Source organism: Prosthecobacter sp. GW821-HT29F12, from assembly GCF_058803405.1.
Genome location: NZ_CM179517.1, coordinates 3,353,396 through 3,366,131 on the forward strand (window position 1 = coordinate 3,353,396; position 12,736 = coordinate 3,366,131).

14 protein-coding genes are annotated in these 12,736 nt (G+C 62.7%); 13 read left to right on the forward strand and 1 reads right to left on the reverse strand.

Annotation, left to right across the window (positions count from 1 at the left end; genetic code table 11):
• Nucleotides 1-7: 7 nt before the first annotated feature.
• The 13 genes from AC3RLQ_RS13845 (at nucleotide 8) to AC3RLQ_RS13905 (ending at nucleotide 10,990) form a co-directional block, all read left to right on the forward strand.
• Entirely contained in the window at nucleotides 8-1,615 is a 1,608-nt protein-coding gene (locus tag AC3RLQ_RS13845; RefSeq protein WP_493037996.1) for a bifunctional metallophosphatase/5'-nucleotidase, read from the forward strand.
• A 139-nt stretch (nucleotides 1,616-1,754) separates the two neighbouring features.
• Entirely contained in the window at nucleotides 1,755-2,105 is a 351-nt protein-coding gene (locus AC3RLQ_RS13850; protein ID WP_493037997.1) for an ArsR/SmtB family transcription factor, read from the forward strand.
• Between the two features lie 20 nt (nucleotides 2,106-2,125).
• Complete coding sequence (locus tag AC3RLQ_RS13855; protein ID WP_493037998.1) at nucleotides 2,126-2,551, forward strand: rhodanese-like domain-containing protein; 426 nt, start codon at nucleotides 2,126-2,128, stop codon at nucleotides 2,549-2,551.
• On the forward strand, nucleotides 2,548-3,030 hold the full coding sequence (locus AC3RLQ_RS13860; RefSeq protein ID WP_493037999.1) for a DsrE family protein: 483 nt from the start codon (nucleotides 2,548-2,550) through the stop codon (nucleotides 3,028-3,030). The genes AC3RLQ_RS13855 and AC3RLQ_RS13860 overlap by 4 nt, the downstream gene beginning before the upstream one ends.
• Before the next feature lie 20 nt (nucleotides 3,031-3,050).
• Entirely contained in the window at nucleotides 3,051-3,572 is a 522-nt protein-coding gene (locus tag AC3RLQ_RS13865; RefSeq protein WP_493038000.1) for a YeeE/YedE thiosulfate transporter family protein, read from the forward strand.
• Nucleotides 3,573-3,576: 4 nt separating this feature from the next.
• A complete protein-coding gene (locus tag AC3RLQ_RS13870) occupies nucleotides 3,577-4,152 on the forward strand; it encodes a DUF6691 family protein (protein WP_493038001.1) in 576 nt (191 codons plus the stop codon).
• Nucleotides 4,149-5,819 carry an FAD-dependent oxidoreductase gene (locus AC3RLQ_RS13875; protein WP_493038003.1) on the forward strand — a complete coding sequence of 557 codons (1,671 nt, stop codon included), beginning with the start codon at nucleotides 4,149-4,151 and terminating at the stop codon, nucleotides 5,817-5,819. Before AC3RLQ_RS13870 ends, AC3RLQ_RS13875 begins: the two co-directional genes overlap by 4 nt.
• 10 nt (nucleotides 5,820-5,829) lie before the next feature.
• Nucleotides 5,830-6,753, forward strand: coding sequence for an efflux RND transporter periplasmic adaptor subunit (locus AC3RLQ_RS13880; RefSeq protein WP_493038005.1), 924 nt, complete (start codon nucleotides 5,830-5,832; stop codon nucleotides 6,751-6,753).
• The gene (locus tag AC3RLQ_RS13885) at nucleotides 6,750-7,964 is read left to right on the forward strand and encodes an ABC transporter permease (RefSeq protein WP_493038006.1); all 1,215 of its coding nucleotides are present in this window, start codon (nucleotides 6,750-6,752) and stop codon (nucleotides 7,962-7,964) included. The genes AC3RLQ_RS13880 and AC3RLQ_RS13885 overlap by 4 nt, the downstream gene beginning before the upstream one ends.
• Nucleotides 7,961-8,674, forward strand: coding sequence for an ABC transporter ATP-binding protein (locus tag AC3RLQ_RS13890; protein WP_493038008.1), 714 nt, complete (start codon nucleotides 7,961-7,963; stop codon nucleotides 8,672-8,674). Before AC3RLQ_RS13885 ends, AC3RLQ_RS13890 begins: the two co-directional genes overlap by 4 nt.
• 216 nt (nucleotides 8,675-8,890) lie before the next feature.
• On the forward strand, nucleotides 8,891-9,235 hold the full coding sequence (locus AC3RLQ_RS13895; RefSeq protein WP_493038010.1) for a hypothetical protein: 345 nt from the start codon (nucleotides 8,891-8,893) through the stop codon (nucleotides 9,233-9,235).
• An 87-nt stretch (nucleotides 9,236-9,322) separates the two neighbouring features.
• Nucleotides 9,323-10,780, forward strand: coding sequence for an NAD(P)/FAD-dependent oxidoreductase (locus AC3RLQ_RS13900; protein WP_493038012.1), 1,458 nt, complete (start codon nucleotides 9,323-9,325; stop codon nucleotides 10,778-10,780).
• A 21-nt stretch (nucleotides 10,781-10,801) separates the two neighbouring features.
• On the forward strand, nucleotides 10,802-10,990 hold the full coding sequence (locus tag AC3RLQ_RS13905) for a hypothetical protein (protein ID WP_493038013.1): 189 nt from the start codon (nucleotides 10,802-10,804) through the stop codon (nucleotides 10,988-10,990).
• Nucleotides 10,991-11,098: 108 nt separating this feature from the next.
• Here AC3RLQ_RS13905 and AC3RLQ_RS13910 read toward each other — a convergent pair whose 3' ends face one another.
• On the reverse strand, nucleotides 11,099-12,736 hold the full coding sequence (locus tag AC3RLQ_RS13910) for a bifunctional metallophosphatase/5'-nucleotidase (RefSeq protein ID WP_493038014.1): 1,638 nt from the start codon (nucleotides 12,734-12,736) through the stop codon (nucleotides 11,099-11,101).

A 12,736-nucleotide genomic window follows, 5' to 3' on the forward strand; every position in this document is an offset into this window, starting at 1 on the left:
CCTCTGCATGCAACAACACACGACTCCCTCCTCCACACTGACGCGCCGAAAAATGTGCGGCGCGACTCTCGCGGCACTGGCATCCGCTTCTTTTTCACGCGCCGGGACGCCATCCGCCGAAAAGAAAATCACCCTCGCGTTTTTCGCCGACATCCACGGCCAGCTGGAAGAACACCCGGAAATGTACTGGGCTGGCGGCAAGGATGAAATCGTCACCGCCGGAGGAGTGGCGCGTATCGCGAAACTCATGCGCGAGATCCGCGCCGCCAATCCCGAGGGCACCATCACGCTTGACCTTGGCGACACCATCCAGGGCTCCGGACATGTCGCGATGAGTGAGGGCGTCACCATGGTGGATCCCATCAATGCGCTGAAACTCGACTACTGGCTGCCTGGAAACTGGGAGGTGATCTTTGGCAAAAAGGTGCTGCTGAACATCAGCAAGAAGCTCACGGCTCCGGCGGTCGTCGCCAACATGCGTGATGAGGACACGCAGCAGCGCCTGTTCAAGCCTTACGTCATTCACAACGCTGCCGGACTGAAAGTCGCCCTCATCGGTTTCACCGATCCGGATGTCCCGATGCGTCAGCCCCCGTCCTTCAGCAAAGGCATTCACTATGAAGAGACAGACATACTTCAGCCGCTGGTGGACGAGGCAAAAAAAGAGGGTCAGGCCGATCTCGTGGTACTGATGACCCACATTGGCCTGCCCAAAGCCATTGCTTTGGCGGAAACCCTGAAAGGTGTCGATGTCATTCTTTCCGCCGACACCCATGAACGCACGGAAGAGGCGGTGATCCGAGGCAGCACCTGGGTGGTGGAAGCAGGGGCCTTCGGCTCTCATCTGGGAAAGCTGGAAATCTTCGTTCAGGATGGCAGGATCACACGGCGGGACTGGAATCTCATCGAACTCCGCGCCAGCCACTATGAGGAGGATGCCGCTGTGAAGGAACTGGTGGAAAAATCCCTCGCGCCGTATCGCGACAATCTGAACCGCGTCATTGGCAGCACCCGGTCACCGCTGTTCCGCTACGCGCCGGTGGAGACGCCTGCGGACGCCGTGCTTGCCGATGCGCTGCGCGCGGCAGGCGGCACCGAGATCGCGCTCTCCAACGGCTTCCGTTTCGCCTACCCCATTCCTGTGGGGAACATCACTGAAAACGACCTGTGGAACTACTATCCGATCAACTCACGGCTGAAGACCGGCAGGGTCAGCGGCGCGCAGCTGCAGCAGTTCTTCGAGCGTGAGCTTGAGAATGTCTTCTCCAAGAATACGAAGCGCCTTTTCGGCGGCTGGGTGCCACGAACATCCGGACTCACTTTCAGCTTCCATGCCGGCAGGCCTGAAGGCCGGCGTATCAGCGACATGCGGATCAACGGCCAGCCGGTGCAGGCGGACCGGCTCTACACCCTCACCTCCTGTGAACGCGAAGGCGATGTGGAAAGCACCGTCTGCCGCATGCGCGATGTGATGGATGTCCAGGTGCTCGATGTGGATGCGCACCAGGCGGTGCGCCGCTATTTGAAGGAGCACTCCCCCGTCATCATGGGCCAGCCCGGCCGGATCGTTTCGCTGGACATCTCTCCGGCCGTCCGCAGCCAGTTTATCAACTGACCATGCACCTTTTCACCACACTTCAAAGCACGCCAAAGGCCAAGGTTTTGGTGGACGGAACCACTCTCATGCTGTTCCAGTTACGCAACTATATGCGTAAACATTCATATAGATTCAACGTGTAAACATTCCATCCCCCATGGCCTCACGCACCAAAAAATCCCTGCCACCGGTCTCCGAGGAGGCCCTCACTTTGATCGCCTCCTGGTTCCGCACGCTCTCCGAACCCAGCCGCCTGAAAATTCTGCGCGCACTGGAAGAGGGCGAAAAGAACATCACCGAACTCGTCGCCGCCACCGGCCTCACTCAAGCGAATGTCTCGCGCCATGTGCAGTCGCTCGTGGATGCGGGGATGGTCGGCCGTCGCCGTGAAGGCCTGACCGCAATCTGCTTCATCGCCGATCCGAGCATCACCGAACTGTGCGACAACGTCTGCAACAACCTCCTCAAACGTCTCTCTCAACAGGTGAAAAAACTCGGCGGTGCCTGAGCCGCCTGTTTCATCCCCCCATGCCCCTTCGAAATATGATCTGGACCTTTGCTATTCTCATCGCCGTCATCCTCGGCTGGTACTGGTATGAAGGAGACTGGGACCGCCGTCTCTTCAAAGCGGCCCCCGGCTCCGTGTGTGCCAACCTCAATGCCGGCCAGGCCAATGCGTGGCTGCGCGACCACCCCGAGACGCAGGTGCTGGACGTGCGCTCCTCCGGCGAATTTGAAGGCGGCGCGCTGCCCGGCGCGGTGAACATCTCCATCGGCGACGCAGCCTTCGAGACCAAGGTGGCCGCGCTCAACAAGGACAAGCCTGTGCTGGTGTATTGCGCGGGTGGCTATCGCAGCCGCAAGGCGGTGATCGTCCTGAAACAGCTCGGCTTTCGCAACATCCAGCACATCCACCGCGGCTACATGTCGTGGCAGCCCGAATCCCAACCATGAAATACCTGCTCTACACCCTCCTCGCACTCACCGTCTCCACCTCTGCCGCCGAACCTGAAGTCATTCCGATCCAGGTGCGCGAGAACCTGCGCATCGTCTATCAGGTGACCAATGACGCGGCCCACGATGGCGTGAACAAAGGACTGTTTTACGCCCGCAAACTCATCAACACGTATGAGAAGCAGGGCATTGCCGCCGACCAGGTGCATCTGCATCTCGTCTATCACGGCACCGGCATCGCCGCCGTGGTGAATGATGCGGCCCGCAAACGCCTCGGCGTGGATGCGGCCAACCCGAACGGCGAGATCCTTGCGGAACTCATCAAGCGCGGCGTGCAGGTGGAGCTGTGTGAAAACACGATGCAGCAGAAAGGCGTGAAGCCCACCGAACTGATGCCCGGCGTCAAACTCGTCGTCGGCGCCTTCCCGCGTCTGATCGATCTGCAGCTGCAAGGCTTCGCCTACATCAAGTTCGAGTAGCCCCCTTTCCACCACCAACCATGAAAACTCACCGCTGGAATCCTTACCTCGTTGGCGCGCTGATCAGCGTGCTCAGCATCCTCACCTTTACGCTGGCAGACAAGCCCATCGGCATCTCCACCGGCATCGCGCAGGCCTCAGGTGCGTGTGCATTGCCTGTGCTGGGCGCGGATGGCGTGGCGGCCAACACTTACTGGGCCAAAAAAGCGGTGCCAGCCTGGGACTACGGCAGCCTGTTCGTGCTCGGCACCTTTTTCGGCGCCCTCGCCAGTGCGCTGGTGAGCGGAAGCTTCAAGCTGGAAAGCGTGCCCGCCATCTGGCGCGAGCGTTTTGGTCCGTCCGTCGGCAAACGCCTGCTCGCAGCTTTCATCGGCGGCGTGGTCATCATTTTCGGCGCACGGCTGGCGGATGGCTGCACCAGCGGTCACGGCATCAGTGGTTCGCTGCAGCTGGCCGTGAGCAGCTGGACCTTTTTCATCGCCATGTTCATCAGCGGCATCGTCACCGCCTTCCTTCTCTTCCGCAGCACCTCCAAATCCTGATCTCATGCAAACATTTCACGCCTTCATCACCGGCTCCAATCTGCTCTGGGCCGGGCTGCTCTTTGGTTTCATCTTTGGCGTGCTGCTGCACCGCGGCGGCGTCACGGACTTCAATGTCATCGTGAAGCAGTTTCTGTTTCGTGACTTCACCGTGCTCAAGGTCATGTTCACCGCCATCGTCGTCGGTGGCGTGGGCCTGTTCATCCTGCACGGGCAGGAGCTGTCCAACTGGCACATCAAGCCCGCCCATATGCTCGCGGTCATCCTTGGCGCGCTGCTCTTTGGCATCGGCATGGTGATCTACGGCTACTGCCCAGGCACCGGCATCGCCGCCATCGCCACCGGCAAGCTGGATGCGCTCGTGGGCTTTCTGGGAATGCTCGTCGGTGCGGCCGCCTATGCGCTGTGCTACGACTGGATCGCCGCGAACATCCTGCCGGTGGCGGATCTGGGCAAAAAGCGCCTGCCTGAACTCACCACGCTGCCGGAATGGGTGTGGTATGCGGGACTGGTGGTGCTGGCGGCCGTTGTCTTTGCGCTCGTCGCACGTTTTGAAAGAACCCAATCCAAATCCTCATGAAACCCCAACGTCTGGTCATCATCGGAGGTGTCGCCGGTGGTGCCAGTGCCGCCGCACGTGCACGCCGCCTGTCCGAAACCTGTGAAATCACCGTGCTGGAGCGCGGCCCCCACGTCTCCTTTGCCAACTGCGGCCTGCCTTACTTCGTCGGCGGTGAGATCCCAAATGAGGAGGATCTGCTGGTGCAAACTCCAAAGAGCCTGCACTCGCGATTCAACCTCGACGTGCGTGTGCACAGCGAGGTCGTGTCGATTGATCGCGAGGCCAAAGTGGTGAACGTCCGCGAGCTGACGAATGGCCGCGAATACGCCCTGCCCTACGACGCACTTGTCATTTCCACGGGTGCCGCACCGCTGACCCCGCCGATTCCCGGCATCCAGCGCGAGGGCCATTTCGTGGTGCGCAATGTGCCTGACGTGGTGCGGATCAAATCTTGGATCAGCGAGACCGAGTACACCCGGGCCGTGGTGGTCGGCGGCGGTTACATCGGTCTGGAAATGGCGGAGCAGCTCGTCCGGCATGGCGGCGTCTCCGTGACGCTCGTCGAAGCACTGCCGCAGGTCATGGCACCGCTCGACCCCGAGATGGCCGCGTGGCTGCATCTGGAGCTCAAGCAGCATGGCGTCGAACTTTGCACCGGCAGCGCCGTGGCCGCCTTTGAAGCACCGACCGATGCCGAGCCCGCCCGGGCCTCCATCGTGGTGCTCAAAGATGGCCGCCGTCTGCCTGCGGATGTTGTCGTGCTCGGCATGGGCGTGAAACCTGAAAGCGCCCTGGCCAAAGCCGCCGGTCTGGAGATCGGCGGTCGCGGTGGCATCCGCGTCAATGAGCGCATGCAGACCAGCGATCCTGCGATCTATGCCGTCGGCGATGTAGTCGAAGTGCGCGATGTCATCACCGGTGAGTGGAGCCTGATCCCGCTGGCCGGCCCGGCAAACCGCCAGGGCCGCATCGCTGCGGACAACATCATGGGCCGCAGCTCCGCCTACCACGGCACGCAGGGCACGGCCGTGCTGCGGCTCTTTGGCCTCACCGCAGGCTGCACGGGCGCGAACGAAAAGACGCTGCGTGCCGCTGGCAGAAACTACCAGGCGCTGCATCTGCACCCGATGTCTCATGCAGGCTATTATCCCGGCGCGGAACCCATCGCGATGAAGGTGCTCTTTGATGCAGGCACGGGCAAGCTGCTCGGCGCTCAGGCTGTGGGCCGCGATGGCGTGGACAAGCGCCTCGATGTCCTGGCCACCGCGCTCAAAGCCGGCATGACCATGGATGATCTCGCCGAACTGGAGCTCGCCTATGCGCCGCCGTTTGGCTCCGCCAAAGATCCCGTGAATCTCGCCGGCATGGCCGCGCAAAACGTGCTCGCCGGAGATGTGGCGCTCGCGCAGTGGCATGAGATTGCCACGCTTGATCCTGACAAGACCCTCGTGCTGGACGTTCGCAGGGCCGACGAGCGCGCCAAGGGCTGCATCCCCGGTTCCGTGCACATCCCGCTGGATGAGCTGCGCGGACGCCTGGGCGAACTGCCGAAGGACAAGGAGATCATCGCCTCCTGCCAGAGCGGCCAGCGCAGCTACTTCGCATGCCGCCTGCTCGTGCAGCATGGCTTCAAAGTGCGCAACCTCGCCGGCTCATGGCGAACCTTCAGCACGGCAACCCGCTGATACGAACTTTATGAAAAGCACCTTCCTGCGTCGTCTCCTGCCCTGGTTTGCAGTCATCGCCGTGGTCGGAGTGGCGTTCTACAAGTTCAAGGTGGTTCCAAAGCCCGTCGAGGAGCCCAAGCTGAGTCAAGACAGCATCACGCATGAGGTGATGGGCACCGGCACGCTGGAAGCGCGCGTGAAGACGACGGTGAGCTCACGCATTCAAGAGCGTCTGGCGGAGGTGCTGGTGGATCAGGGAGATGCGGTGAAAGCCGGGCAGCTGCTCGCGCGGCTCGATGACGCGGAGATCAAGCAGCAGGTGGCCATCGCGGAGGCGACTTTGGCGGCGGCGCGGCAGACAGCGGCGCGAGTGAGCGCGGATCTGGCACGCTCGGAGGCGGTGCTGGTGCAGGCCCGGCTCGAGCACAAGCGCATGACCGGCCTGCGAACCTCCAACGCTGTCTCCCAGACGGACGAGGACAAGGCTGCGGAAGCGCTGCATGTGGCGGAGGCTGATCTGGACCGCTCAAACGCGACCATCGCCGAGGCGCAGGCCCAGGTGCTGGTGGCGGAAAAGACGCTGCTGTACCGCAAGGAGCAGATGGCCTTCACGGAAATTCGCGCACCTTACGACGGGCTCATCATCCGGCGCACTCGCGAACCGGGCGACATGCTCGTGCCAGGAGGCTCACTCATGGAACTCATCTCGCTCGAAGAAATCTGGGTGAGTGCGTGGGTCGATGAAACCGCCATTTCGAAAGTCGCGCCCGGCCAGAAGGCGCGCATCGTTTTCCGTTCCGAAAGCGGCAAAAACTACCCTGGCGTGGTCTCCCGCATCGGCCGCGAGACAGACCGCGAGACGCGCGAGTTTCTCGTCGATGTGCGCGTGGACGAACTGCCGAAAAACTGGACCATCGGCCAGCGCGCGGAGGTGTTCATTCAGATGCCATGAACCTCGCCGTCCGCGACATCCGGCACAACTCGGGCCGCTTTGTGTTTACCACGCTGGGCATCGGACTGCTGCTGATGATCGTGATGGGCATGGGCGGCATCTATCGTGGTCTCATCCATGAAGCCACCCTGCTGGTGGACCGTGTGGGCGCGGATCTGTGGGTCGTGCAGGGCGGCACACGCGGGCCGTTTGCGGAGATCTCGCGGATTTCAGCCAGCCTGGAGGACCGCGTGCACGCGGTGCCGGGCGTGGCCAGAGCCCGCCGCTTCGTGTCGCACACGATTCAACGCATGCATCAGGGCAGGCCGCTGCGCATGGTGGTTCAGGGCCTTGCGTGGCCGGAGGATCGCGGCGGGTGGATTCCGCTCGTGGCAGGGCGTGCGCTGCGGCAGGCGCATTATGAAATGATCGCCGATCTGTCGCTGCGCCTGCCTTTGGGTGAAAAAATCACGCTCGGCAAGGACGTCTATGAAGTCGTTGGCCACACGCGCGGCATGGTTGGCACCAGTGGCGACGGACTGACTTTTTTCACTGTGAGCGATGCGCTGGCGATTCAATCTGACGTGCCGGGAGAAGCGGTGCGGCTGGAACGCGCCGCCCGACGTACGCGATTGGAGAACATTGAGGTCGGCCGCCTGCAGCCTCTGCTGCTGGATCGCGCTGCCGGTCCCTCCGGCAGCATTCCCGCGCTGTCGAAGCCGCAGGTCAGCGCCGTGCTTGTGACCTTGCAGCCTGGTGCGGATGCCGCAGCCGTTCGTGCCACACTCGCGAACTGGCCGGACATCTCGGTTTTCTCCACTCAGGAGCAAAAGGACCTGCTGCTCTCCGGCATGGTGGACAAGGCGAAGCGCCAGCTCGGCCTTTTCCGAGTTCTTCTGATCATCATTTCGACCATCATCATCGCGCTGATCATCTACACGCTCACGCTCGACAAAATTCGCGACATCGCCCTGCTGAAGCTCATTGGCGCCCGCAATGGCGTCATCGGCGGCCTCATTCTGCAGCAGTCGCTTCTCATGGGCGCTTTTGGTTATGCGCTGGCGTGGGGCATCGGGCAGTTCACGTTCCCGCACTTTCCGCGTCTCGTCGTCGTGGAGCCGTCAGACCTCATTTCACTCGGCTTCATCGTCCTCGTCATCTCCACGCTCGCCAGCCTGCTCGGCATCTGGAAAGCCCTGCGCGTGGAGCCCAACACCGTCCTCTCCGCATGAGCGCTCCCGCCGTCGAAGTCCAGCATCTGCGCAAAGTGTATGGCAGCGGCCACACCGAAGTCGTCGCCATCCGCGATGCCTCGCTGACCATCGCACGCGGAGAGATCGTCGGCATGCTCGGCCCCAGCGGCTCCGGCAAGTCCACCATCCTCACAGCCATGGCGCTGATCAATCCTCCCACATCAGGAAAGGTGATGATCGGTGGCGCGGCCGTGCTTGATGGTCCGAAGGCGCTCGTCGATCTGCGCGCCTTTCGCCGCCAGCATCTTGGGTTCGTGTTTCAAAAGGCCAACCTCATCCCCTTTCTCACCGCATTGGAAAACGTGCAGGTCGCCCTCGAAGTCAACGACACCGCCCCGAAGGCCGCTCGCGCACGCGCGATGGAACTGCTCGACTACCTCGGCGTCGGCGAGCGAGCCGGCAACCTGCCCGTCGCCCTCTCCGGTGGCGAGCAGCAGCGTGTCGCCGTGGCCCGTGCGCTGGCCAACAACCCCAGCCTCATCCTCGCCGACGAACCCACTGCCGCGCTCGACAGCCAGCGCGGACGCCAGGTGATGGAACTCTTTGCCAAAGTCGCCCACGAGCGCAACGCCGGCGTCCTCGTCGTGACTCACGATCACCGCACGCTCGATGTCTTTGACCGCATCGTGGATGTAGAAGATGGCATGATCCACGAGCGATCACCATCTCAACCCGTCAAAGCTTCCTGAAGCACATCCCCGCATTCCTCTGACTTCCCGCCACGAACAACGTCGCGCAGAAGGTATGTTTGAAACCTGCCTTACCTCATCGCCTGAGGAAGTGCCGTAGGTGGCTGGCACCGCAAGATTGGCCCAGCATTGCACCGCGACGGCAAGGCTGCGGCCAGCATCTTAAGGTGCGCATCCACCCTTCACGGTGGAGCACGGGGCAACCTGAATTCCACCATGAACACGACCACCATCGAACACGGCCAGGACAAACTGGATCATGCCCAATGGAAAAGCGACCACGCCGCGTGGTCTGCCGATCACAAGGAAGCCGCCGCCATCTTGAAACGGGCGCAGGAGGAACTCGCGAGCCACGAGTCGAGCATCCGCGCGCATGAGGCGGAGATCGCCGCACACGAACGCGAGATTGCCGACCATGAGAAAGCAGGCAACGCCCCCACCTCGGCACACCAGCACGCCAAAGCAGACCATGCGAAGCAAAAACAGGTGCATGAGGCCACCAAAGCGCATCACGAGCGCATCATGCAGGCGCTGCGTGAGCTCGATGCCGCGCTGAAGTGACCGGCTTTGCCGAACATCACAGGCCGGGCCAGATGCAGCCTGGGCCGCCCCAAGTCTCCAACTGAAACCATCCAACCGTCCAACGTCATGGCTAAAACAGTCATTCTAGGAGCTGGCATCGCCGGCCACACCGCCGCAACTTTGCTGCGCAAAAAAGTCGGGCACAGCCATGAGATTGTCGTCATCTCTCCTGAGCCGGAGTGGAACTGGATTCCCTCCAACATCTGGGTGGGCGTGGGCTCGATGGAGCGGCGCGAAGTGGTCTTTCCACTCGCGCCCGTGTATGCGCGACAGGGCATAGAGTTCAGGCAGGGGCGGGCGACCGTCATCCGGCCGGAAGGCACTGAAGAACTGCCCAGGCCACATGTCGAATACACCGTTTCCGGAGCCGCGGCCGAGGCGCCCCCTGGCCGTGAAACCTACGACTACCTGATCAATGCCACCGGTCCGAAACTCAACTTTGGTGCGACACCCGGACTCGGGCCGCATGGAGGCCACAGCTGGTCCGTCTGCACTGCCGATCATGCCGTCGAGGCAGCCCGCGCCTTCCGCGAGAGCATTGACCGCATGAAGCGCGGTGAAAACCAAACGCTGGTCATTGGCATGGGGCACGGCACCTGCACCTGCGAGGGAGCCGCCTTTGAGTATGTCTTCAATGTCGAGCATGAGCTGCGCCGCCACAAGGTGCGCGAACGTGCGCGGATCATTTTCCTGACCAACGAAAACGAACTCGGGGACTTCGGCATGGGCGGGCTGCACCTCAAGCGCGGCGGCTACGTGACCCCCAGCCGTCTCTTTGCAGAATCGCTCTTCGTGGAGCGCGGGGTCGAGTGGATCAACCGCGCGCATGTCCAGCAAGTCAGCCCCGGCAGGCTCGCCTATGAGACCGTCGAGGGATTGGAACGCGAAATCGCGTTCGACTTTGCCATGCTCCTCCCGCCCTTTCGCGGCGTCGGGCTGGCGGCCATCAATCGCGCGGGCACCGACATCGCGGCGCAGCTCTTTGCTCCGAACGGCTTCATGCGCGTCGATGCCGACTACACGGAGCGTCCGTTTGAAGAGTGGTCCCCACGCGACTGGCCGGCCACCTACCAGAACCCAACCTATGCCAATGTCTTCGCCGCTGGCATCGCCTTTGCGCCTCCGCATGCGGTCTCCCGCCCTCTCCGCTCGCCCAAGGGCACCCTCGTCGCGCCCGCCGTTCCACGCACGGGCATGACCGCTGGCATCATGGGCCGCACGGTGGCCTTCTCCATCGCCGACCGCATCCGCAATGGGGGCGAGTCTCCCCTGCATCGCGCACCTTTTGCCACCATGGGGGCCGCGTGCGTCGCCTCCGCAGGCAAAGGACTGCTCAGCGGCACGGCCGCCACGATCACCCTGTATCCGCTCATCCCCGACTACGAGCACTACGAGTTTGGCCGCGACCTCGCCTATACCACGGGGGAAATCGGCCTGGCCGGGCACTGGCTCAAACATCTTCTGCACCACATGTTCATCTACAAGGCCAAATGCCTCCCCTTCTGGTCATTGATTCCCGAGTGATCGCTTCCCGCCTCACCCACCATGAAACCCACCGACATCAGCAGTCCCGTCGCCTACGCCACCGTCCCCACTCCGCTCACGCGATTCTGGCGGACGTTTGTGCCCTACCAGCTTTTGCGCTTCTTCGTGATCAACGTGAAGATGCTGCGCCTGATTTTTAAATCACACGCACCGCCCCCGGCCACGCTGCCGCAAAAGCCGCGCCAATGAACTGCTCAAGACGCAAGGGTGAGGACCGGTCTCAAGGACAAGATCCTCGATCCCAAACTCAAGGCCGCAAGTGGACGCAGAAGTTTGAGACCGAGAGCCGCAAGACCCTCAGACTTTACGCAGCGCACGCGGGACGCAGTTGGTCGTTCCCGTGAGCGTGGCGTCCTGGCTGAAAACCACTTTCGGGAGATCCGTCGCGACCGACCGCCCACCACGCTCGGTCGCGATGACGGGATGCTTTTTCAAATACTCCACGAGCGCCTCGTGAACACTCAGCGGCGCGATCTTCGGCTCGCTCGCGCCGCGCAGCCGGCAGATCATGGCGAGCGGTTCGCCGTCGCGTTCGCAGCCGCCGATGGTGAAGTGCGCGGCATCGTCAACCTCGCGGTCGTTCACTTTGAGCGAGACGACGCGTTTGCCCGGCGGATTCTTGGCGGTGAAGACCACGGCGAGGCCGGAGGCGCGCGGCCCCCAGCCGCCGGAGAGCTTCCACGGGTCTTTGGAAAAGACGAGTTCCAGCTCGTTTTCGAGATAGTCGCGCAGTTGCCGGCCGGTGACGGTGCCGGTCTTCATGCGCGTGTCGAGCGGCAGCATGTTCCAGAGGTCAGCGGTGGTGATCGGGCCAGCCGGCAGCGGCGGGCCAAAGCGGAAGCCATTGGTGAGGCCGATGTCGGCGCCCGTCACCTCGCGCACGGCGTCGGCGATGAAATCGTCGGTGTTCGTTTCGAGCACGTCGTAGCGCATGAGCAGCCGGTTCGTTTGTCCTGCGACGGTGTTCATCCGCGCGCGGTGCGGCGCGAGGGAGGCATCGACGAGGGCCTTGACCTTGGCGTCTTCAGGAAACTCGGCAGCACGAATCGGGATGAGCCGAAACTCGTGGCTGGCGATGCCTCCCTTCTCGCCCAGTGTGATGTCGAGCCGCCCGAGAAAGGATGCCATCGCGCCCGGCTCCACAATAAGCACCTTGCCCTCGATGATGGGTTCGACGGTGCGTTCGTGGGTGTGGCCGGAGAGGATGACGTCGAGTTCAGGAATCTCGCGCGCAAGCTGCCGCGAAACCGTGAGGCCCGAGTGCGAAATGATGACGACGAGATCCGCGCGCTCCTTCTCGCGCGTCGCTTTTACGAACTCGCGCAGCCCGTCCATCCGCGTGGAATCAAGACCGCGCACCTGCGCGGGCGGCTGGCGCACGGTCGTCGTCGGATCGGCGATGCCGATGAAGGTGACGCGGACGCCGTCCTTTTCCAACGTGACGGCAGGCGCGAAGAGGCGCTGGCCCGTGGCGGTGTCATGGAAGTTGTAGGCGATGACGGGCGCGGTGAGTTTTGCCATCAGCTCCTTGAAGCGCTCCGGCCCGTAAACGACCTCCCAGTTTCCCGGCACAAACGCATCAAGCCCGAGCGCGTTCAGCGGCGCGATGACGACTTCGCCCTGCGACCATGCGGCCGGCCCGGAACCTTGCACGGCGTCGCCGCTGTCCACGAGGAAACTTGGACCTGCGACCTTGGCGCGTTCACGCTTGATCGCGGTCATGAGCCGCGCGAAGCCGCCCATGTCCTGAATCTCCGGCATTTCGCCCGGCAGGTAGTCAGGGTGCGTTTCGAGCTGCGCGTGCGCGTCGGCCATGTGCAGCAGCGTCACCCGGCGCCCTGCGGGCCGAGGTGGATTTTGCGTGGCGCGTACGAGAGAGTGGCTGGCAGCAGCAGCCGCAGTGGTGGTGGTGGTGAGAAAAGTGCGACGGTTCAT

Bases quoted from the DNA above. Each gene is read 5' to 3' on its own strand.
- AC3RLQ_RS13860 (WP_493037999.1), top strand. From the start codon at position 2,548: ATGAAATACCTGCTCTACACCCTCCTCGCACTCACCGTCTCCACCTCT.
- AC3RLQ_RS13865 (WP_493038000.1), top strand. From the start codon at position 3,051: ATGAAAACTCACCGCTGGAATCCTTACCTCGTTGGCGCGCTGATCAGC.
- AC3RLQ_RS13855 (WP_493037998.1), top strand. From the start codon at position 2,126: ATGCCCCTTCGAAATATGATCTGGACCTTTGCTATTCTCATCGCCGTC.
- AC3RLQ_RS13885 (WP_493038006.1), top strand. From the start codon at position 6,750: ATGAACCTCGCCGTCCGCGACATCCGGCACAACTCGGGCCGCTTTGTG.
- AC3RLQ_RS13870 (WP_493038001.1), top strand. From the start codon at position 3,577: ATGCAAACATTTCACGCCTTCATCACCGGCTCCAATCTGCTCTGGGCC.
- AC3RLQ_RS13910 (WP_493038014.1), bottom strand. From the start codon at position 12,736: ATGAACCGTCGCACTTTTCTCACCACCACCACCACTGCGGCTGCTGCT.
- AC3RLQ_RS13875 (WP_493038003.1), top strand. From the start codon at position 4,149: ATGAAACCCCAACGTCTGGTCATCATCGGAGGTGTCGCCGGTGGTGCC.
- AC3RLQ_RS13850 (WP_493037997.1), top strand. From the start codon at position 1,755: ATGGCCTCACGCACCAAAAAATCCCTGCCACCGGTCTCCGAGGAGGCC.
- AC3RLQ_RS13895 (WP_493038010.1), top strand. From the start codon at position 8,891: ATGAACACGACCACCATCGAACACGGCCAGGACAAACTGGATCATGCC.
- AC3RLQ_RS13880 (WP_493038005.1), top strand. From the start codon at position 5,830: ATGAAAAGCACCTTCCTGCGTCGTCTCCTGCCCTGGTTTGCAGTCATC.
- AC3RLQ_RS13890 (WP_493038008.1), top strand. From the start codon at position 7,961: ATGAGCGCTCCCGCCGTCGAAGTCCAGCATCTGCGCAAAGTGTATGGC.
- AC3RLQ_RS13900 (WP_493038012.1), top strand. From the start codon at position 9,323: ATGGCTAAAACAGTCATTCTAGGAGCTGGCATCGCCGGCCACACCGCC.
- AC3RLQ_RS13905 (WP_493038013.1), top strand. From the start codon at position 10,802: ATGAAACCCACCGACATCAGCAGTCCCGTCGCCTACGCCACCGTCCCC.
- AC3RLQ_RS13845 (WP_493037996.1), top strand. From the start codon at position 8: ATGCAACAACACACGACTCCCTCCTCCACACTGACGCGCCGAAAAATG.